The 20,111-nt window shown below is 56.0% G+C and carries 11 protein-coding genes, 15 tRNA genes, 1 rRNA gene and 2 riboswitches (1 of these 29 only partly in view); all 27 genes read right to left on the bottom strand.

Going from position 1 to position 20,111, the window contains the following annotated elements; translation table 11 throughout:
• Window positions 1-65: 65 nt before the first annotated feature.
• Window positions 66-581 carry a sigma-70 family RNA polymerase sigma factor gene (locus JD108_RS02865; RefSeq protein ID WP_198828479.1) on the bottom strand — a complete coding sequence of 172 codons (516 nt, stop codon included), beginning with the start codon at window positions 579-581 and terminating at the stop codon, window positions 66-68.
• Window positions 582-879: 298 nt separating this feature from the next.
• The gene (purB, locus tag JD108_RS02860; RefSeq protein WP_198828478.1) at window positions 880-2,181 is read right to left on the bottom strand and encodes an adenylosuccinate lyase; all 1,302 of its coding nucleotides are present in this window, start codon (window positions 2,179-2,181) and stop codon (window positions 880-882) included.
• A complete protein-coding gene (gene purK, locus JD108_RS02855) occupies window positions 2,178-3,353 on the bottom strand; it encodes a 5-(carboxyamino)imidazole ribonucleotide synthase (protein WP_198828477.1) in 1,176 nt (391 codons plus the stop codon). Before purK ends, purB begins: the two co-directional genes overlap by 4 nt.
• Window positions 3,350-3,838: a 5-(carboxyamino)imidazole ribonucleotide mutase gene (purE, locus tag JD108_RS02850; protein WP_198828476.1), complete on the bottom strand. Its 489-nt coding sequence runs from the start codon at window positions 3,836-3,838 to the stop codon at window positions 3,350-3,352. Before purE ends, purK begins: the two co-directional genes overlap by 4 nt.
• Before the next feature lie 408 nt (window positions 3,839-4,246).
• The gene (locus tag JD108_RS02845; RefSeq protein WP_228728275.1) at window positions 4,247-6,124 is read right to left on the bottom strand and encodes a M1 family metallopeptidase; all 1,878 of its coding nucleotides are present in this window, start codon (window positions 6,122-6,124) and stop codon (window positions 4,247-4,249) included.
• 49 nt (window positions 6,125-6,173) lie between these two features.
• Entirely contained in the window at window positions 6,174-6,812 is a 639-nt protein-coding gene (locus tag JD108_RS02840) for an ATP phosphoribosyltransferase regulatory subunit (protein WP_228728274.1), read from the bottom strand.
• Window positions 6,813-7,181: 369 nt separating this feature from the next.
• Window positions 7,182-8,552 (bottom strand): NCS2 family permease, encoded by a 1,371-nt coding sequence (locus JD108_RS02835; protein ID WP_198828475.1) that lies wholly within the window; start codon window positions 8,550-8,552, stop codon window positions 7,182-7,184.
• A 114-nt stretch (window positions 8,553-8,666) separates the two neighbouring features.
• Window positions 8,667-8,767, bottom strand: a riboswitch (purine riboswitch).
• Window positions 8,768-8,862: 95 nt separating this feature from the next.
• On the bottom strand, window positions 8,863-10,401 hold the full coding sequence (gene guaA / locus JD108_RS02830; protein WP_198828474.1) for a glutamine-hydrolyzing GMP synthase: 1,539 nt from the start codon (window positions 10,399-10,401) through the stop codon (window positions 8,863-8,865).
• A gap of 204 nt (window positions 10,402-10,605) precedes the next feature.
• Window positions 10,606-10,706, bottom strand: a riboswitch (purine riboswitch).
• An 18-nt stretch (window positions 10,707-10,724) separates the two neighbouring features.
• The gene (locus JD108_RS02825) at window positions 10,725-12,914 is read right to left on the bottom strand and encodes a transglutaminase TgpA family protein (RefSeq protein WP_198828473.1); all 2,190 of its coding nucleotides are present in this window, start codon (window positions 12,912-12,914) and stop codon (window positions 10,725-10,727) included.
• Window positions 12,914-14,125, bottom strand: a complete 1,212-nt coding sequence (locus tag JD108_RS02820) for a DUF58 domain-containing protein (RefSeq protein WP_198828472.1) — start codon at window positions 14,123-14,125, stop codon at window positions 12,914-12,916. The genes JD108_RS02825 and JD108_RS02820 overlap by 1 nt, the downstream gene beginning before the upstream one ends.
• 15 nt (window positions 14,126-14,140) lie before the next feature.
• Window positions 14,141-15,094 carry an AAA family ATPase gene (locus JD108_RS02815; RefSeq protein ID WP_198828471.1) on the bottom strand — a complete coding sequence of 318 codons (954 nt, stop codon included), beginning with the start codon at window positions 15,092-15,094 and terminating at the stop codon, window positions 14,141-14,143.
• A gap of 272 nt (window positions 15,095-15,366) precedes the next feature.
• Window positions 15,367-15,443 (bottom strand) — tRNA-Arg (locus JD108_RS02810).
• A gap of 34 nt (window positions 15,444-15,477) precedes the next feature.
• A tRNA-Gly gene (locus JD108_RS02805) sits at window positions 15,478-15,553 on the bottom strand.
• Between the two features lie 42 nt (window positions 15,554-15,595).
• Window positions 15,596-15,678 (bottom strand) — tRNA-Leu (locus JD108_RS02800).
• 33 nt (window positions 15,679-15,711) lie between these two features.
• Window positions 15,712-15,787, bottom strand: a tRNA-Lys gene (locus tag JD108_RS02795).
• Between the two features lie 8 nt (window positions 15,788-15,795).
• A tRNA-Gln gene (locus tag JD108_RS02790) sits at window positions 15,796-15,870 on the bottom strand.
• A gap of 3 nt (window positions 15,871-15,873) precedes the next feature.
• Window positions 15,874-15,949: transfer RNA gene (locus JD108_RS02785), tRNA-Thr, on the bottom strand.
• 24 nt (window positions 15,950-15,973) lie between these two features.
• A tRNA-Phe gene (locus JD108_RS02780) sits at window positions 15,974-16,049 on the bottom strand.
• A gap of 45 nt (window positions 16,050-16,094) precedes the next feature.
• Window positions 16,095-16,171, bottom strand: a tRNA-Asp gene (locus tag JD108_RS02775).
• A gap of 82 nt (window positions 16,172-16,253) precedes the next feature.
• Window positions 16,254-16,330 (bottom strand) — tRNA-Met (locus JD108_RS02770).
• A 68-nt stretch (window positions 16,331-16,398) separates the two neighbouring features.
• A tRNA-Val gene (locus JD108_RS02765) sits at window positions 16,399-16,474 on the bottom strand.
• A gap of 85 nt (window positions 16,475-16,559) precedes the next feature.
• Window positions 16,560-16,636 (bottom strand) — tRNA-Glu (locus tag JD108_RS02760).
• A gap of 19 nt (window positions 16,637-16,655) precedes the next feature.
• Window positions 16,656-16,740: transfer RNA gene (locus JD108_RS02755), tRNA-Leu, on the bottom strand.
• 9 nt (window positions 16,741-16,749) lie between these two features.
• Window positions 16,750-16,826: transfer RNA gene (locus JD108_RS02750), tRNA-Met, on the bottom strand.
• Window positions 16,827-16,848: 22 nt separating this feature from the next.
• A tRNA-Ser gene (locus JD108_RS02745) sits at window positions 16,849-16,939 on the bottom strand.
• Window positions 16,940-16,945: 6 nt separating this feature from the next.
• Window positions 16,946-17,021, bottom strand: a tRNA-Asn gene (locus JD108_RS02740).
• Between the two features lie 75 nt (window positions 17,022-17,096).
• A 23S ribosomal RNA gene (locus JD108_RS02735) occupies window positions 17,097-20,111 on the bottom strand; it runs 84 nt beyond the window's last position.

Genomic DNA, 20,111 nt, shown 5'->3' with positions numbered 1-20,111 from the left:
CTACTATACCAAAAAACCGGATACGCCCCACCATGGGAGAACGTTCCGGTTTCTGGATGAGAGGGCTATCCTTGCGGCACCATCATCTTTTGCAGTTTTTTGATTCCGCGAAAATGCAGGATTTTGACGGAGGCTTCCGACTTGCCCAGAATCTCTGCGATTTCGTTCATGCGCAGATCGGCCAGGTAGCGGAGGGAGATGACATTGCGCTGATCGACAGTCAGCGTTTTGACGTTTCTCCAGAGGTCTTCATCCGACTCCTGCTTCAACACCCGCTCCTCCGGCAGCTTTTCACTGGCGACCAGGCTGGCGAACATCTCCTGCTCCGCCGGATACTCCCGCTTCTTCCGCAGATAGTCGATCAGCGTATTGTGCGCGATCCGGAAGATCCACGCCCCAAACGGATGGCGCCCGTCGTACTGGTCCAGCTTGGCGTACACCTTGATAAAAACCGTCGTGGTCAAATCCTCCACATCCCAGCTGTTGCGGATGCGGTAGCGAAAGTAGCGGGTGATCCTCGCCGCATATTCTTCGTAGATGCGTTTGTGGTCGGTTGATTGCAATGCTCTCACAGTATTCATGGTCCTTGCTCCCGTTCGTTCTTTTTTTCTGTATGAATGGAATTTCGTATGAATTGACTTTATTGTAAAAGTCCCGGGAGCATTGAACCATCGAGTTACATTTCATCTAGCTTACAGTTTTGTAAGGTGGGGGCTGCCTCTTCCCATTAAGGGCTGCGGGGGGAAGAAGCCGCGGTTCCAGCACCCATGATAAACGTAAAAAACCCGCATGCACACCGACACCTCAGGGGTTTGTCGATGGACATGCGGGAAATCCTTTTTGCAAATCGATGCGGAATCGATGCGAATCGTATGGATGCTACAGCAAGCCCAGCCGCTGAAAAATCGTATCCACATGCTTCAAGTGATAGCGATGATCGAAGCAGTCGTCCAGCTCCGCCGGGCTGAGGGCCGCGGTTACGGCCGGATCGCTCTCCAAGATCTCGCGGAAGGAGCGCTGTTCTTCCCAGGCCTGCATGGCGCGCGGCTGTACGATGTCGTAAGCCTGCTCGCGGCTCATGCCTTTTTCGATCAGCTTCAGCATTACTTGCTGGGAGAAGATCAGGCCGAAGGTGCGATCCATATTCCGCTTCATGTTCTCGGGGAAGACGGTCAGGTTTTTCACGATATTCATAAACCGGCGCAGCATGTAGTTCAAGAGCTGCGTCGCATCCGGCAGGATGACCCGCTCCACCGAGGAGTGCGAGATGTCGCGCTCATGCCAGAGCGGCACGTTCTCGTAAGCGGACAGCATATGGCCGCGGATCACGCGGGCCAGACCGGAGATATTCTCGGAGCCGATCGGGTTGCGCTTGTGCGGCATGGCGGAAGAACCCTTCTGCCCTTTGGCAAAGGCCTCCTCCACTTCGCGAATCTCGCTCTTTTGCAAGCCGCGGATCTCCGTGGCAAACTTGTCCAGCGAGGTGGCGATCAGCGCCAGCGTAGCCATGTACTCGGCATGGCGGTCGCGCTGCAGCGTCTGCGTGGAGATCGGGGCCGGTTCCAGTCCCAGTTTTTCGCATACGTATTTTTCCACGAACGGATCGATATTGGCATACGTACCGACAGCCCCGGAGATTTTGCCATACGCGACCTCTTTTTTGGCTGCGCGGAAACGGGCCAGATTCCGCTTCATTTCTTCGTACCAGAGGGCCAGCTTCAGGCCGAAAGTGGTCGGCTCCGCGTGCACACCGTGCGTCCGTCCCATCATGACGGTATCCTTGTGCTCCCGCGCCTTGTCGGCGAGAATCGCGAGGAAATCCTCCAGATCCTTTTCCAAAATCTCATTTGCCTGACGCAGCAGGTAGGACAGCGCCGTATCGACCACATCTGTCGAGGTGAGTCCGTAGTGCACCCATTTCTTCTCTTCGCCGAGCGCCGGCGTCTCCGATACCGCACGGGTAAAGGCGACGACGTCGTGGCGCGTCTCTTCCTCGATCTCATAGATCCGGTTGATGTCAAAGCTGGCATGCTGGCGCAGCTTTTTCACGTCTTCCTCCGGGATGACGCCCAGCTTGGACCATGCTTCGCACGCCAGTATCTCTACTTCCAGCCAGGCCTTGAATTTGTTTTCCTCCGTCCAGATGGCACGCATCTCCGGTCTTGTATATCGTTCAATCATGCTTGTCCCTCCGCTTTGTTCCAGATTTCCAGTCGTTCGATATCTCGCAGCGCCTCTTCGACAGAGGGCGCCAGAATGTTGATGTGACCCATTTTTCGCTTGGCCTTGCTCTCCGCCTTGCCGTACAGGTGCAGCTTGGCCGACGGCGGCAGGCTCCCGATCTTCGCAAGCACCGGCTCCAGATGCTCGCCCAGGATATTCACCATGACGACTGGAGACGTAAGCTCCGTCGATCCCAGCGGCAGATTGCAAACAGCCCGGACATGCTGCTCAAACTGGGAGGTGACGCAGGCATCCATGGTGTAGTGGCCGGAGTTGTGAGGGCGAGGCGCCAGCTCATTTACATAGAGTTCCCCGTTTTTGCCAAGAAACATCTCCACGGCGACCAGCCCGACCACGTCCAGCTTTTCGGCGATGGTCCGGGCCATCTCCTCCGCCCGTTTCCGCACCTCGTCCGGTACGCGGGCAGGCACGATGGAGAGGTGGAGAATGTTGTCCACATGCACATTTTCCGCAGCCGGAAAGACAGCCAGCTCGCCTGCCGGATTGCGGGCGGCGATCACGGACAGCTCCATGACAAACGGAACGAATTGCTCGACGATCAGCTCAGTACCTGCCCGGGCCAATGTTTCATAGGCTTCCGCCAGCTCATCCTCGGTGCGCAGCACCCACTGTCCCTTGCCGTCGTAGCCGCCCGTCGCCGTCTTCATCACAGCGGGCAAACCCAGCTCTGCCACGGCCTCCCGCAGGCTGTCCACACTGTCTACTACCCGAAAAGGCGCAACTGGTATACCTAAATCCCGGATGGCGGTCTTTTCGCGAATCCGGTGCTGGGTGATACGCAAAAGGCGGCTTCCCTGCGGCACGTAAGAACGGCTTTCCAGCACCTCTGCCACCCGAGCGTCTACATTTTCAAATTCATAGCTGATGACGTCGCTCGCTTCCGCCAGCTTGAGGGCGGCATCCACGTCATCGTAGCGGGCCACGATTTGGCGATCGGCCGTCTGTCCGCACGGGGCGTCCTCTGTCGGATCCAGGGTGACAAACCGGTAGCCCATGGCTCTCCCCGCCAGGGCGATCATCCGTCCCAGCTGTCCCCCGCCCAGAATGCCGATTGTCGCTCCCGGTTTGATCTGCTTGTCGCGTTTCGCGATCTCTTTATTCTCCATCATGCCAGTTCACTGTCCGCCAGCACTTTCTCGCGGACGACCTTTCTTCTGGCCACAAAGCGCTCCTGTATCTCCGGGTATTTGATCCCCAGGATTTGCGCCGCCAGCAAGCCTGCATTGACAGCCCCGGCCTTGCCGATCGCCACCGTCGCGACCGGAACGCCCCCCGGCATCTGCACGATCGACAGGAGCGAATCGAGCCCGTTCAGGGTGGATGATTTCACAGGGACGCCAATGACGGGCAGCTCTGTCTTCGCTGCCACCATGCCCGGCAGATGAGCGGCTCCGCCCGCTCCGGCGATAATGACCTCCAGGCCGCGCTGCTTCGCCCCCTCCGCATAATCAAACATCAAATCCGGCGTTCTGTGTGCGGATACGACTCTCTTTTCATACGGCACCTGCAATTCGTCCAAGATCGTGCAAGCCGCCTGCATTGTCTCCCAGTCAGATGTGCTGCCCATGATGACTCCTACCAATGGTTTGACCATATCATCTATTGCCCCTCTTTCGTCAATATCTTTTTCAAAAAAATAGAGCTGATGACGCTCGCATAGGAGGGTTATCTGGCCGTACCGAATGATCCCGTTACAACCCTTAACCAACGACAAAACCCAACCGACCCCCTTTTCGCATAAAGGATAATCGCCTGGGCTTGCTATTGTTTTTTCCATTCATAGTGTAACAGGGCGGCCGAAAAGATGTCAATCCACAAACCGAACGTTAATTTCGTAAATCTCGACAAATATTCGTATTTTGACAGAACCCCTTTTCTATCTTCGCTGATTTTGCAGCACCGGCTTCCTTTTTCCCCGTGCCCGTGAATTCTCCTTTTCCGCCGGGACCTTTCCTTTCCCTGTCATAGATCCCTGCGGCAAACGAACAGGGACTGTCACCCATCAGCGGGCATTCCCGGCGGAATCTCTCCCTACCCGGGCCTCTCGCTGACGATCCAGCCATTCCTGTGCCGCCTGCTCCTGCTCCTTGTCGAGGAGCAGCCAGTAGCGGATAAACGGAGCCGCATCCTCCCCCGCTTCCGCCGTCAAGGCTGCCACCCATTCCCGTCCTGTCGCGACCTGATGGCGGTGTTCCGCCAGGAAGTGCTGCAGCATCGCATGAAGCCGCTCTTCCCCCCATACGTCCTCCAGCAGGAGCAGCATGGTCGCCGTGCGGGAATAGACGAGATCGCTGTAGCTCTGGTTGTCAGGGTAGCGGGAGGTCGGCAGCCAGGCGTTCAGACCCGCCTCTGCGTAAGCATCTGCGGTGGTGCCCCGGATCAGGCGCCCCTGGACGCGCATTTGGCCGATCTGCGGATAGGCAGCCCGGAGAAAAGAGAGGGAGGCGTACTCGGCCAGTCCCTCGTCCAGCCAGGCTTCCTCGACTTGATTATTGCCCATCAGGCCGTAAAACCACTGATGGGCCGTCTCATGGACGACGGTCGGGATCGAAGCGAGATGATCGCCCTGATAGTGAGAGCCGTCCAGAAAAACAATGCCGGGATATTCCATGCCGTTGATGCGGCCGCCAATTCGGACCACATCGTACTCGTCATAGGGATAAGCGCCAAACCGGCTCTGAAAGTAGGAAAACGACCGCTCGGCAGCCTGATGGTTCCGGGCCGCCTGTACAGGCGAATCCCCCTTCCGCCACCAGCTCCGCACCTTCGTCCTGCCCACCGTCGTCTCTCGCCGCTGGTAGGTCTCGTCCATCACGACCAGCGAGAAGTCACGCACGTCCTTGGCTTCGAGATGGTATACGCGCTGGCCGGGCGTCGCCTCCTCGCCCCGCTGCGTCCCATCCGCCGCCGTGCTGGCGACTTGGTAGCCGGCGGGAACGTTCAGCTCTACCTGGTAGTCGGCCGTCTCCGAATAAAACGGGTCGCCGACCGGGCCGTACGGATCGAGATGCCATCCGGACGAATCGCGTACGGCCAGGATGGGCAGCCAGTTTCCCAGCCAGATCGCATGGTCGTCATACGACATCCGGCCCATGTTGCGGGGGAGCGTCATGGAAAATTGGAGCTCCAGATCCAGGGCTGCCCCGCTTTCCACCACCCTTTTTTCGAGGGGAATCTCGACGAGCGTCCCCGTTCGCTGATAGGCCGCCGGCTTCCCCTGAATGCGGAGCTGATGAATTTGGTACGTCCCGGGTGTCGGGTTTTTCCCCAGCAAATCCGCCCAGAGGGGGCCTTTCTTTTTGTCGGTAAACGCATAGGGATATACGTGCAAATAGGCAAAGGCCGGGTCTTGCGGCACGAACTGAATATGCACGCTGCCTGTCAATTCCTTGGCAGCCGGATCGATCTGTACGCTGGCCGTGTACGCGGTCCTGTCGGTGACAGCCTGCTCGGCCGCTCGATTTGCTGGTTGCTCAGCTGTCTGATCCGCGGCTTGACCGGCTGCCGGGCTGCCTGGCGCTTGACTTGCTGCTTGGCCGCCCGGCGCTTGACCTGTTGCTTGACCCGCTCCTTGGCCGCCCGGAGCTTGACCCGCTTCTTGGCCAGCTGCTTGGAAGCCTGGCGCTTTGGCAAAGGCCGCGTGTCCGCCCGGGAAGGCGGTTGCCAGCACAAAGACGAAGAGGCTTCCCGTCCACTTCCGGACAGCTCCTTGGGCCGCTTTGGCTAAAAGTCTGCGCGTGGCATTCTGGCTTGCAGCATTCCGTCCCGCATCACTTCGTCCTCCATCATCCCGTCCCGCAGCAGCAGTCCTCATTTTCAGGCAATCTGCCTGTAACCGAATCCCTTTCTGCTGCGCCTCCCACCACTTTCCCACAGCCATCCCGCCTTCCCCCTTTTCCATTCGGCAGATCCCCGGACAGCCCGCCCCGTCACTGCTGATCACGGCTGAAGATCCGGTCGTACCTTCCCCCGCTCCCGATACTGGAGGTGATCCGTCCATCCTGCAGGAAAATCTCGTACACCGTCCCCGTGTATATGCTAAGCCCGCGTGCCAAAAAGGGGGCAAACCGAACTTCAGCAGAGATGCCCGCCCCCTCTACCAGAGCAAACAGCTCGGACAGTTCACGGGCCCCTTCCTGTACCAGCGGTTCCTCATACCGCTGTGCAAGTGATGCCAATGACCGTTCGCCGTCTTGCAAAAAAGCGGCGATGCGTTCGATGACCGCCTCCTCTACCTGACGCTCCCGCAAGTCTGCACAAACCCCCTTCAAGCCGATTTTCTCCAGCTTGTCGAGCGAGAGCATCACATCTTCTGCCTGCTCCTCCCCGATGCCCATCACCTTCAGCAGACCGGTGAGCAGCTTGCGGTTATTGAGATGAATCGCGACAGCGAGGCCGAGCCGGTCAAACGCCTCAGACGCCATGCTGATCAATTCCGCTTCGGCCAGCATCGAGCTCGCACCCACGATATCGACGTCGCACTGGATAAATTCCCGGAATCGGCCCGTCTTTACCAGGCCGTCCCGAAAGACCTTTCCGATCTCGTAGCGTTTGAACGGCATCCGCATGTCGGGGTTTCCAAGGGCTTGCAGCCGTATGTGGCAAACACCTCTTCGAACGTCTGTCGGATCCGGTTGCGCAGCCCTTGCTCCTGCGGCATGTAATCTTTGGTTCCTTTCACGTTCCGCAACATGTGTTCCATCTCTCTTCCTCCTTGTTTTCCCGCCGTCCTGCTGGATGTCCTGCCGCACGGCCCGAAATGGTCTGAGGAAACCAAAAAAAGCCATGCGGGAGACATGACATGCCCGCATGGCTTCGTACTCCACCGCAGGCATCAAGCACAAACAGCGCTTGCACCTGCGGAAAAAATCCCCTCTTCGGGTGACAGCCGGTTTGCAGATGGTTTTGCGAGAGTATGGGCAGCGAAACCGCCGGATCTATTCTCTGAGGAAGATGAAGTACGCCAGGAAGACAAAGAACAGCACGTACATGACCGGGTGAACTTCTTTTCCTTTTCCTTTGAGCACTTTGATCACCGGGTAGACGATAAAGCCTGCCGCGATACCGGATGCGATGCTGTACGTCAGCGGCATCATCAGGATGGTCAGGAAAGCCGGGAATGCCTCGTCCATTTCCTTCCATGCGATGTTGGCCATATGGGAGGCCATCAGCACGCCGACCATAACCAGCGCTGGCGCAGTAACGGCTGGTGTCACCACTGCAAGCAGCGGAGAGAAGAACAGCGCGAAGATAAACATAAGTCCGGTCACGACGGAAGCAAAGCCTGTCCGACCGCCAGCAGCAACACCGGCCGCAGACTCGACGTAGCTGGTCGTCGTCGAAGTGCCCAGGACCGCCCCTGCCATCCCCGCGATCGCATCGGAAGCCAGAGCGCTTCCCGGACGAGGCAGCTTGCCGTCTTTCAAAAGACCGGCCTGGTTCGCCACGCCGAGCAGCGTACCTGTGGCATCGAAGAAGTCCACGAACAGGAAGGTAAAGATCACGATCAGCATTTTGGCGCTGAACAGCGTCGAAAAGTCACCCAGGTAGGTGAAGGCCGCCCCAAAGGTGGGAGCCAGGCTCGGCGGAGCCGAGACGATTTTTTCCGGGAGATTCACGATCCCAAAAATCATGCCGACGATCGCTGTGCCCACCATGCCGACGAAGATCGCCGCATTGATCCGGCGCGCCATCAGTACAGCGGTCAGCACCAAGCCAAATACGGCCAGCAGTGCATTTTTCACAGCCGTTACCTGAGCCGGATCCATATCGGGATGGAACGTCAGATGTCCCAGAGCAACGGTAGTGGCCTCATTGGAAATAATAATGCCTGCATTTTTCAAGCCGATAAACGCGACAAACAGACCGATACCCGCCGACACCGCATACTTCAAGCCCTGCGGGATCGAGTTGATGATCGCTTCCCGGATACCGGTGAGCGACATGAGCAAGAAAATTGTACAAGAGACAAAGACGCCCGCCAATGCCTGCTGCCACGGAATTCCCATGGTCAGGACGACGGTGTAGGTAAAGAAGGCGTTCAGCCCCATCCCCGGCGCCTGCGCAATGGGCAAACGACCCACGAAAGCCATGACCAGCGTACCGATGGCGGCTGCCAGAGCCGTCGCGGTGAAGATCGCACCGAACTCAGGGTAATTGGCCTTCAGCTCGGGCGGCAAATCAGCGCCGCTCAGAATGAACGGATTGACAGCCAAAATATAGGCCATCGCGAGAAATGTGGTGATCCCTGCAATTGTTTCACGTCTGTAATTGGTGCCAAGCTTGTCAAACTCAAAGTAGTTCCGCACTGGATGTCCCCCCAGATTCGTTTCGGTAAATAAAAAGCCGAGGCGCAATGTATACACCTCGACTACCGAACAAAACAGACGGAAATTCACAAAATAAAATAAGAGCTGTCCCTTTTTCCGTTGCTGTCTGTTCGTAGCCAGGCCGTTTGCGGCGACCTCGTAGAAACTCCCGGGCCAATTCCCAGGACTATACGAACCTTCCTATTTACCTAATTACACCGAGAAGTGTAACAGGTATAACAGAAGATGTCAACGGAAAAAACGAACGTTAAAAAATATTAACCGATTAATATCCGGTTTTCTTCCCTTTTTACTCCCACTCGATCGTAGCCGGCGGCTTGGAGGTGATATCGTAGACGACGCGGTTTACGTTTTCCACCTCATTTACGATCCGGACCGAGATTTTCTCCAGCACATCCCACGGAATTCGTGCCCAGTCTGCAGTCATGCCGTCAATGGAGGTAACCGCGCGAATCCCCACCGTGTAGGAGTAGGTCCGCATATCGCCCATGACCCCGACGCTTTTCATGTCCGGCAGAGCGGTGAAGTATTGCCAAATCTCGCGGTCCAGACCGGCCTTGGCAATTTCTTCACGCAGGATCGCATCCGATTCCCGAACGATCTCCAGCTTTTCCTCCGTAACCTCGCCCAATACCCGAATGCCCAGACCCGGACCCGGGAAAGGCTGACGCCATACGATCTCATCCGGCAAGCCCAATTCGGATCCCAGCTTGCGCACCTCATCCTTGAACAAGGTTTTGAGCGGTTCGATCAGCGTAAAGGTCATGTCTTCCGGCAGCCCGCCTACGTTGTGGTGCGATTTGATCGTCTGGGCCGTCGCGGTGCCGCTCTCGATGATGTCTGTATATAGTGTGCCCTGCGCCAGGAAATCCATGTCTTTCAATTTGCTTGCTTCTTCATCAAATACGTAAATAAATTCGTTCCCGATGATTTTCCGCTTTTGCTCCGGATCGGTCACGCCTTTCAGCTTGTCCAGGAAACGTTTGCGCGCGTCAATCTTGATCACTTTCATGGAGAACTTGTCGCCGAACGTCTCCATGACGCTATCCGCTTCCCCTTTGCGTAGCAGGCCGTGATCCACGAACATGCAGGTCAGCTGATCGCCAATCGCCCGGTGAATCAGAGCCGCTACGACGGAAGAGTCCACTCCCCCGCTCAATGCGCAAAGCACTTTTTTATCCCCGACGGTTTCACGGATTTTCTTGATTTCATCCTCGATGAAGGAGGACATGCTCCAGTTTCCTTCGCAGCCGCAGATTTGGAACAGGAAGTTGGCGATAAATTCATTCCCTTTCGCGGTATGGCGCACTTCCGGGTGGAATTGTACGCCGTACAGCTTGCGCTCCGGATGGCTGATCGCAGCTACTGGACAGCTGTCGCTGACGGCATCGATGCGGAATCCGGCCGGCAGTTCCACGACTTTATCGGAGTGGCTCATCCACACGATTTCCGCTTCCGTCCATTTTTCATACAGGCTGTGCGGCTGCTGAAGGCGAAGCTCCGCTTTTCCGTATTCACGCTTGCCCGCGCGCTCCACTTTTCCTTCCAGCATGTAGCTCATCAGCTGCATCCCGTAGCAGATGCCCAGTACCGGCAAGCCCAGCTCGAAGATGGCCGGATCTACTTTTGGCGCTCCCTCTTCATAGACACTTGCAGGTCCACCGGAGAAGATGATCCCCTTTGGCTGCATTTCCTTGATTTTTTCGACTGGCGTGTTGTACGGCAAAAGTTCGCTGTATACCCCCAGATCCCGTACGCGACGGGCAATCAGCTGGTTGTATTGACCTCCGAAATCCAGTACGACGACCATTTCCAATGGCTTGCTCATGTAATCCTCCTTCTCCTGTTTCCGTCAGGTTGCTACCGGAAGTTTCCACCTTGTTTTCCTCGGTTGTTGAATCACCATCAGGACGGATTTCCTCAAAAACCGAACGTCCCGTAGCTGCAAAAAAACCGGGACCGTCGCCTCCGGCTGAAACGACGCGGAGGCAGAGTCCCAGTTTGTGTACACTTTTGCAGTTGCATGTACAAAAATCCGAAGTCCTCTCCTCGTAGTCGCTCGATTTACGGTCGAGCGGTAGAAACTGTCAGGCCAATTCCTGAGACTATACGAGTATTCGAAGGAAATTCTAGCAGACTGCCGATCATAGATCAAGGCTTCAATTGCTGGCTAAGCCTTTCCATAATTTTATGGGCGATCTCCTTCGCCTTTTCTTCCATTTCCCGGCATCCGTAGTAGACGCGTTCGTACAGATGGGTCAGGTACTGCAGATCCTGCCGCTTGTCACCTGGCAGGGAGAGCCGCTTCACGTACTCCCTTAGCGTTTCCCCTGGTTCCCGTTTGGAGTGGACGTGTTGAATCAGCACCAGCAGCAAGTGATAGCGATCCGGGTATAGCTCGGCAGGATGTTTTCGCATTTTTCGCTGCAGCCACCACAGTGTGATTTCCTTTCTCCGTCTCCAGCTCACGTAGGCGCCGGCAAGCAGCAATCCCGCCCCGATCGCTTTCAACTGCCAAGGCATGGACCGGCTGGTCGTAACGGGTCTGTCCGCTTCTTCCAGTTCGTCCAGTCGGCCGTCACCGCGGTCGGGCACCACATGCTCGCTCAGATCCGGCACCGGAACGGGGAGCTGCGTATCCTCCGTCGTGCGGTCATAGTTGATCCGGACCGGAGAGGTGAAGGTGCTGGTAGCTTCGAAGGGAATCCAGCCCTGTCCGGGGAAGTACACTTCTACCCAGGAGTGGGCATCCTTGTTTTTCACTTCCATGATATCGTTGCCCAAACCGTCTTTTCCGACGGCCGTACCGGGCGCAAATCCTTTTACCCACCGTGCGGGTATGTCGAGGGTACGGAGCATCACCGCCATCGAGGTGGAGAAATGATCGCAATACCCCCGGCGGCTGTCAAACAGGAAGTGGTCCACGAAGTCCTGGTCGGGAGCCGGGACTGGCACATCCTTGGTTTCGTATTTATAGTCTCCCCCCGTGCGAAGGTAATTCTCAATCGCCCTCACTTTTTCATACGGGGTCGCCGCATTTTTCGTGATCGAGAGCGCCAGTTCCTTGACCCGCTCCGGCATTTCGGCAGGCAGCTGCAAATAGCGCTCCTTGATTTCTTCCGGATAATTCATGTCTGCCTGCATGATCGCCTTTTCACTGATCACCGGTACTTCCGCTTCCAGCTGGTACGATTCCGGCCGAACCGGCGCGATGCGGGTTCTCTCCCTGCTCGACTGCAGTTCGACCTGCTGATGATTTCGGTCGTAGACGAGCATGGTCTGTGCCGGCTCGATACTTGCCACCTTTTTCAGCTGCCCCGGGAAAAAGAGCGTCGAAAATCTTGCTCCTCTCGAGAAGTCCAGCGTGGCCGTCACGTCCTTTGTCTCCGTACCCTGATAGAGCATCTGGCTCCACTCATAGGAGGCCGGATCCGGGATCAGCAGGTACTCCCGATCTCCTTTTGTCCATCCGCGGCCGGTATAGACATCTTTGGAGTCGCCCCGCCAATACGTGCGCTCATTGGTCACCCCGACAAAGACCAGCGTGTCATCCTGCTGAAAGGGACCGCCCAAATTCTCGTCATTATTGTCGTACCCGACCTTCTTCATCGTGCCCACGCCAGCCCCGTTATTCCCCGTGAGAAAAGCCACGGGATCGGGCCAGATCGGCTCTTTTTTCGGTCCGGCATAGGCGACCCCCACCGCAAATGTGACGATCAGCACAGGAGCCAGCAGGGCCCTCCAGATCGTCCAGCGGCTCTTTCCGACGACGGGTGCCCGCCTGGACATGGTGTGAAGATGGGCCACCGCCAGCATCAGGAATCCGTAGATGAGCGTTCGGATAATGGCGCCGTCCGCCTCGTACGGAAGGAAGGTATCCAGCACAGCCAGATATAGCTCGGTTAAAAAGACAAACCACAAGCCCTGCCGCTGCTCCAGCACAAGATACGTCACCATCGAGATCAACAGGACCAGCATTAGGTCAAACAGCAGGTTCCGGGATAGCGGCAGCATCGTGGTCCAGTCCTGTTGCATCGCCAAGGGTAGATCCCGCAGCAGGCTCGTGTACACCTGGATCAGCCAGTCTTTGCTGAAAAAGGCCGTATCCGAAAAATCCCGATGGACCACCCAGAAGATGCCCGCCAGCTTGAGCGGAAACGTCAGCCAGCGGTAGGGAACGACCAGATCGATCAGCAGAATGCCCGCGACGATTACGTAGAACGGCCAGAGGGTCCCTGTGTCTGTCAGCTCGCCCAAAGGCAGCAGCCACTCCCTGAGCATGAGAAACAGGCATAGCGCTGCCGCCCACTCCAGTCCCTGCGGACGTCTCCATATGCTCATCACGAGACACCTCCTATCCTGCCCGCATCCAGCATCTCATTCAGATGGACCGTTTTGCAGGTCACTTTGCCAGCCGCCAGCATCTGCATCGCCTGTTTTTCTTCCGGCGTCGGGATCGCAGCGGCGGTGATCCGCAGCAGATGAATATGCCGCCCTTTTTGCGAGAGATGGAGAAGGCGCGCGATCATCTCTTTGTCGATCTTGGGGGTGACGAGGACCAGCGTCACTCCCGGCGGTTGCTCCAATGCCTCGCGTCCCAGCATGCGCGAAAAGGAATCCGTCCCCTCCGGCATGACGCGGGCCAGGTGATCAAATACGCGGATAAATTGCGTATGCGAGCAAGCGGGCTGAATCACCACCCGCTCTCTCTGCTTGTAGGCAAGGCCATAATGATACAGGTTCCGATTGGCATAAGCGACCAGGCTCGCGGTCAGCTTCACGGCTGCTTCAAACAGCTGCGTGCTTTGCTCGCGGTAGTGCTCCTTTTCCACATCCAGAAAAAAGAGCACTTGGTTCATCGCCTGGTGCTCAAACTCCTTGGTTTTGAGTCCTGTGCCCCGCGCAGAGGCCCGCCAATGAATTTGGCTGAGCCGATCGCCGCGGTGATACTCCCGCACGCCCCGCACGGCAGCTACATCGTCGGAGCGGCGATGGGCAATATGCACAGTCCCGCTAAAGCTCCCGTCCCCCAGCGCCCAATGGGTCATCTCCTGATAGGACGGGTAGACCAGAAAATCATTCGCCAGCGGCATGCTGATTTTCCGTTCGATAAATCCAAAAAAGTCTCCGCCGCTAATGACGCACTCGCTCATGCGGTAGTGGCCGCGGGGCAGACTGGGGATCACGTACTTAAATGAGGTCTCTTTTTTAAACCAGGGAAAAATCAACTGCCGGTGAGGCTCGTAAACTCCTGCCAAGCGATCCGGCAGCGGCTCGGTGACCATGTTCCAGCCCAGCGGGAACCAGAAACGGCGGCGCAACCGTACTGTGACGATCACATCCTCGCCCTCCTGGAGACGGGCACGGTCTACCTCCCGGGTGACCTCCAGCGCGTGAAACATCAAGAAATAGGCACAAATTTCATAGACGAGAAACACAAGGCTGCTGTAGAACAAAAACCAACTGGCAAACCCGCCCTGAAACATGGCAAACACATACGCAACCAGAACAAGAAGTGCGGTTTTGATTTTCCCAAAGCGGCGTTGTTTCATATCGGTTCACCCACCTCAACTGACCGGAACACGCGTTTCCGCAAGTATCGCGGAGAGAATTCGCTCAGTCGTGGCTCCTTCCAGGCGCGCTTCCGGTTTGAGAATGATGCGGTGCGCAAAGGTGACCGGTACCAGCTCTTTCACATCGTCGGGAATGACATAGTCTCTCCCGCGTACAAAGGCCAGTGCCTGGGTGGCACGGAAGAGTGCGAGGGATCCCCTCGGGCTGACTCCCAAGTATACGTTGTGATGCTCTCGGGTACGCTGGCAGAGGCGGACGATGTACTCCTGGATTCCTTCGGAGACCCTGACCGTGGCTACCTGCTTCTGGATGTCTGACAGCTCTTCTGCCGTAATCACCGTCTCCAGTGTTTCGAGCGGATTGCTCTGCGATAAGCGGGTTAGCATTTCCATTTCTTCTTTTAAAGTGGGATAGCCCAAACTGAGCTGCATCAAAAAGCGGTCCAGCTGTGCCTCGGGGAGCGGAAAAGTCCCCTCGTACTCCAGCGGATTTTGCGTAGCCATGACGAAAAAGGGGCTGGAAAGCTGGTAGGTATGTCCATCAATCGTGACGGAGCGCTCTTCCATTGCTTCCAGCAATGAAGACTGGGTTTTGGGGGAAGTCCGGTTAATCTCGTCCGCGAGAATGACATTGGCGAAGATCGGGCCCGGTCTAAATTCGAATTCCATTGTTTTTTGGTTAAAGATGGCCACACCTGTTACATCGGTTGGCAACAGGTCAGGGGTAAACTGGATCCGTTTGAACTCCGCGCCGATCGATTTGGACAAGGAGCGCACCAGCATCGTTTTGCCGACGCCCGGGACGTCTTCCAATAAGACATGGCCGTTTGCCAAGATGGCCGCGACACAAAACTCAATAATCGAACGCTTGCCAATCAATACTTTTTCAATATTATGAATCAATTTTTCTACGGAAGGATGAGGGTGATCCAGTTTTATTACGTTCACGAGATACAACTCCTGTTCCAGCGTAATTAAGCTGTTTTGCACGCTCACGAAATGCCGATGTGATCGAGTCACTCGATCAATGCGGACACAGCTTCTACTCTTTTCTTATTTTACTTGATTTTCTTGGAAAGAGAGATGGAAACCTATACCTAAGGTAAGATAACCTGCCGTAAGTTACAAGGAAAAAACCGTTAATCTTTGTAAAATTGAGAAAGTGGCTATGAAAAAAAGAGTAGGATGTTTTCCTACCCTGATTGTTTCTTGTAAAAGTATGGCGTGCCCTGAGAGATTCGAACTCCCGACCTTTTGATTCGTAGTCAAACGCTCTATCCAGCTGAGCTAAGGGCACAGGTTAACCCGGAGTGGGGCATTTTTGCAATAAATGGAGCGGACGACGGGTCTCGAACCCGCGACCTTCGCCTTGGCAAGGCGACGCTCTACCAATTGAGCTACGTCCGCATAACATGAGATAGTACAATTTTCGTCAAATCCCAATCACTATGGTGCGGGTGAAGGGACTTGAACCCCCACGGTTGCCCGCCAGAACCTAAATCTGGTGCGTCTGCCAATTCCGCCACACCCGCATGTTTCATTGGGAACCGCTAGAAGGAATAAACTGGTGAGCCATGAAGGACTCGAACCTTCGACCCTCTGATTAAAAGTCAGATGCTCTACCAACTGAGCTAATGGCTCAAAACAAGTGGCTGGGGTACTAGGATTCGAACCTAGGAATGACGGAGTCAAAGTCCGTTGCCTTACCGCTTGGCTATACCCCAACGTGGTGCCGGCGATAGGACTTGAACCCACAACCCCCTGATTACAAGTCAGGTGCTCTACCAATTGAGCTACACCGGCATGATTCAATTTACATGGAATTGATGGTGGCTCGGGACGGAATCGAACCGCCGACACGAGGATTTTCAGTCCTCTGCTCTACCGACTGAGCTACCGAGCCAAAGTGATAACAAATCATCATTGCCATCTGTACCAAAGGACAAGATGGCGGAGCTGACGGGACTCGAACCCGCGACCTCCGGTGTGACAGACCGGCGTGAACTCCAACTTCACCACAGCTCCATATGTAGTTTTGGTTGCCCCCTGCGGGGACTAAGATTTTACTTGACCGAAGAGGATTATCTCGACGTAGTACAAGTAAATTTGGTTGCGGGAGCAGGATTTGAACCTGCGACCTTCGGGTTATGAGCCCGACGAGCTGCCAGACTGCTCCATCCCGCGATGATCAGAACGATCGAGTGTCAGCGTTGCCACAGGACGTGGCGCTTTTAGCTGACCATCCTTTTAAATGGTGGAGGCTGACGGGATCGAACCGCCGACCCTCTGCTTGTAAGGCAGATGCTCTCCCAGCTGAGCTAAGCCTCCAGATACCCCTCAACAGTTGTTTTTGGGGTCCCCGTAAAGTACTCGGTGTCGCTACAAAGCATTCACTTCACTTTACGGGGTAGTATGGTGACCCGTAGGGGATTCGAACCCCTGTATGACAGCGTGAAAGGCTGCTGTGTTAAACCGCTTCACCAACGGGCCATCTGTAAAAGAACTGTTATGGTGCGGTCGGCGAGACTCGAACTCGCACGGGTCGCCCCGCCACCCCCTCAAGATGGTGTGTCTGCCAATTCCACCACGACCGCAACTTAGGATGGTAGCGGCGGAGGGGATCGAACCCCCGACCTTTCGGGTATGAACCGAACGCTCTAGCCAGCTGAGCTACACCGCCACTGTCTTTGAAGTTATTAAAATGGCGGAGAGTGAGGGATTCGAACCCTCGCTACGCTTACGCATACTAACGGTTTAGCAAACCGTCCCCTTCGGCCTCTTGGGTAACTCTCCATGTTATGGCTCCTCGGGAGGGACTCGAACCCCCGACCGATCGGTTAACAGCCGATTGCTCTACCAACTGAGCTACCGAGGAACATTTTGAAGGAACCAGCTTGTGCTGTTTCGCACCTTCAAAACTGGATATGCATGCTTTGCTAAGCGATTGGTTGTGGATAAGTCCTCGACCGATTAGTATTCGTCAGCTCCACGCGTTGCCGCGCTTCCACACCGAACCTATCAACCTCATCGTCTATGAGGGGTCTTACCAGCTTAACGCTGTGGGAAGTCTCATCTTGGAGGGGGCTTCACGCTTAGATGCTTTCAGCGCTTATCCCTTCCGCACATAGCTACCCAGCTGTGCCACTGGCGTGACAACTGGTGCACCAGCGGTGCGTCCATCCCGGTCCTCTCGTACTAAGGACAGCTCTCCTCAAACTTCCTACGCCCGCGACAGATAGGGACCGAACTGTCTCACGACGTTCTGAACCCAGCTCGCGTACCGCTTTAATGGGCGAACAGCCCAACCCTTGGGACCTACTTCAGCCCCAGGATGCGATGAGCCGACATCGAGGTGCCAAACCTCCCCGTCGATGTGGACTCTTGGGGGAGATAAGCCTGTTATCCCCAGGGTAGCTTTTATCCGTTGAGCGATGGCCCTTCCATGCGGAACCACCGGATCACTAAGCCCGACTTTCGTCCCTGCTCGACTTGTAGGTCTCGCAGTCAAGCTCCCTTCTGCCTTTACACTCTACGAATGATTTCCGACCATTCTGAGGGAACCTTTGGGCGCCTCCGTTACCTTTTAGGAGGCGACCGCCCCAGTCAAACTGCCCACCTGGCATGGTCCTCTCGCCCGATCAGGGCGACGAGTTAGAAACTCCGTACATCAAGGGTGGTATCCCACCGACAGCTCCACAGAGGCTGGCGCCCCTGCTTCTCAGCTTCCCACCTATCCTGTACATGATGCACAAAGTTCCAATACCAGGCTACAGTAAAGCTCCATGGGGTCTTTCCGTCTTGTCGCGGGTAACCTGCATCTTCACAGGTATTATGATTTCACCGGGTCTCTTGCCGAGACAGCGCCCAAGTCGTTACGCCTTTCGTGCGGGTCGGAACTTACCCGACAAGGAATTTCGCTACCTTAGGACCGTTATAGTTACGGCCGCCGTTTACTGGGGCTTCGGTTCAAAGCTTCGCCTCGGCCCGCCGAACCCAAGCTTACGCTCGCGTTCGGCAGGGTCCCAAAGCTAACCCATCCCCTTAACCTTCCAGCACCGGGCAGGCGTCAGCCCCTATACTTCGCCTTGCGGCTTCGCAGAGACCTGTGTTTTTGCTAAACAGTCGCTTGGGCCTTTTCACTGCGGCCCCCTCGGGCTCGGCCCACCTGACACAAGCTTACGCTCGCATCAGGCGGGGACCCTCACCCTACCGGGGCGCCCCTTCTCCCGAAGTTACGGGGCCATTTTGCCGAGTTCCTTAGCAAGAGTTATCCCGCGCACCTTAGGATTCTCTCCTCGCCTACCTGTGTCGGTTTGCGGTACGGGCACCTTGTTCCTCGCTAGACGCTTTTCTTGGCAGTGTGAAATCAGGGACTTCGGTACTGTAATTTCCCTCGCCATCACAGCTTGCCCTTGATAGTGTGCGGATTTGCCTACACACCAGGCTTGCTGCTTGGACGGCCATCCAGTAGGCCGCTCACCCTATCCTCCTGCGTCACGCCATCGCTCAAGCGGAACAGAGGTGGTACAGGAATATCAACCTGTTGTCCATCGCCTACGCCTTTCGGCCTCAGCTTAGGTCCCGACTAACCCTGGGAGGACGAGCCTTCCCCAGGAAACCTTAGGCTTTCGGTGGACAAGATTCTCACTTGTCTTTTCGCTACTTACACCGGCATTCTCACTTCCAAGCGCTCCACCGCTCCTTCCGGTACGGCTTCACCGCTGCTTGGAACGCTCCCCTACCCAGTCCGTAAGGACTGCCATAGCTTCGGTGGTATGTTTAGCCCCGTTACATTTTCCGCGCAGAGTCACTCGACCAGTGAGCTATTACGCACTCTTTAAATGGTGGCTGCTTCTAAGCCAACATCCTGGTTGTCTGGGCAACTCCACATCGTTTCCCACTTAACATACACTTGGGGACCTTAGCTGATGGTCTGGGCTGTTTCCCTCTTGACGATGGATCTTAGCACTCATCGTCTGACTCCCGGACATAAGTCATTGGCATTCGGAGTTTGACTGAGTTCGGTAACCCGATGAGGGCCCCTAGCCCAATCAGTGCTCTACCTCCAAGACTCTAAGGGTCCCACCGGACACAAGCTTACGCTCGCGTCCGGCGGGGTCCCAATCCGAGGCTAGCCCTAAAGCTATTTCGGGGAGAACCAGCTATCTCCGAGTTCGATTGGAATTTCACCGCTAGCCACACCTCATCCCCGCACTTTTCAACGTGCGTGGGTTCGGGCCTCCAGTAGGTGTTACCCTACCTTCACCCTGGACATGGCTAGATCACACGGTTTCGGGTCTACGGCAACGTACTTGCGCCCTATTCAGACTCGCTTTCGCTGCGGCTCCGTCTCTTCGACTTAACCTCGCACGCTACCGTAACTCGCCGGTTCATTCTACAAAAGGCACGCCGTCACCCATTTCCGGGCCCCGCGAAAGTAATACTTTCGTGGGTGGATTATCGGGCTCCGACTATTTGTAAGCACACGGTTTCAGGTACTATTTCACTCCCCTCCCGGGGTGCTTTTCACCTTTCCCTCACGGTACTGGTTCACTATCGGTCGCTAGGGAGTATTTAGCCTTAGCAGATGGTCCTGCCAGATTCACACGGGATTTCACGTGTCCCGCGCTACTCGGGGTGGGTCTCGGAGAGACGCGCGTTTGGGCTACGCGACTGTCACGCTCTATGGTCAGCCTTCCCAAACTGTTCGCCTACGCGCGTCTTTTGTAACTCCATGTGAGACGCCCCACAACCCCGCCAGGTAAACCTGACGGTTTAGGCTAATCCGCGTTCGCTCGCCGCTACTGACGGAATCACTATTGTTTTCTCTTCCTCCGGCTACTTAGATGTTTCAGTTCACCGGGTATGCCTTCTCGCCACCTATGGATTCAGTGACGGATACCATCCCATTACGGATGGTGGGTTCCCCCATTCGGAGATCCCCGGATCAAAGCGTGCTTACCGC

This window comes from Brevibacillus composti, assembly GCF_016406105.1.
GTDB lineage: Bacteria > Bacillota > Bacilli > Brevibacillales > Brevibacillaceae > Brevibacillus > Brevibacillus composti.
Note: the sequence above shows the minus strand (reverse complement) of the source record. Positions and strands in the feature narration are given on the sequence as shown.

Bases quoted from the DNA above. Each gene is read 5' to 3' on its own strand.
- JD108_RS02865 (WP_198828479.1), bottom strand. From the start codon at position 581: ATGAATACTGTGAGAGCATTGCAATCAACCGACCACAAACGCATCTAC.
- purB (WP_198828478.1), bottom strand. From the start codon at position 2,181: ATGATTGAACGATATACAAGACCGGAGATGCGTGCCATCTGGACGGAG.
- purK (WP_198828477.1), bottom strand. From the start codon at position 3,353: ATGATGGAGAATAAAGAGATCGCGAAACGCGACAAGCAGATCAAACCG.
- purE (WP_198828476.1), bottom strand. From the start codon at position 3,838: ATGGTCAAACCATTGGTAGGAGTCATCATGGGCAGCACATCTGACTGG.
- JD108_RS02845 (WP_228728275.1), bottom strand. From the start codon at position 6,124: ATGGCTGTGGGAAAGTGGTGGGAGGCGCAGCAGAAAGGGATTCGGTTA.
- JD108_RS02840 (WP_228728274.1), bottom strand. From the start codon at position 6,812: ATGCGGATGCCGTTCAAACGCTACGAGATCGGAAAGGTCTTTCGGGAC.
- guaA (WP_198828474.1), bottom strand. From the start codon at position 10,401: ATGAGCAAGCCATTGGAAATGGTCGTCGTACTGGATTTCGGAGGTCAA.
- JD108_RS02825 (WP_198828473.1), bottom strand. From the start codon at position 12,914: ATGAGCATATGGAGACGTCCGCAGGGACTGGAGTGGGCGGCAGCGCTA.
- JD108_RS02820 (WP_198828472.1), bottom strand. From the start codon at position 14,125: ATGAAACAACGCCGCTTTGGGAAAATCAAAACCGCACTTCTTGTTCTG.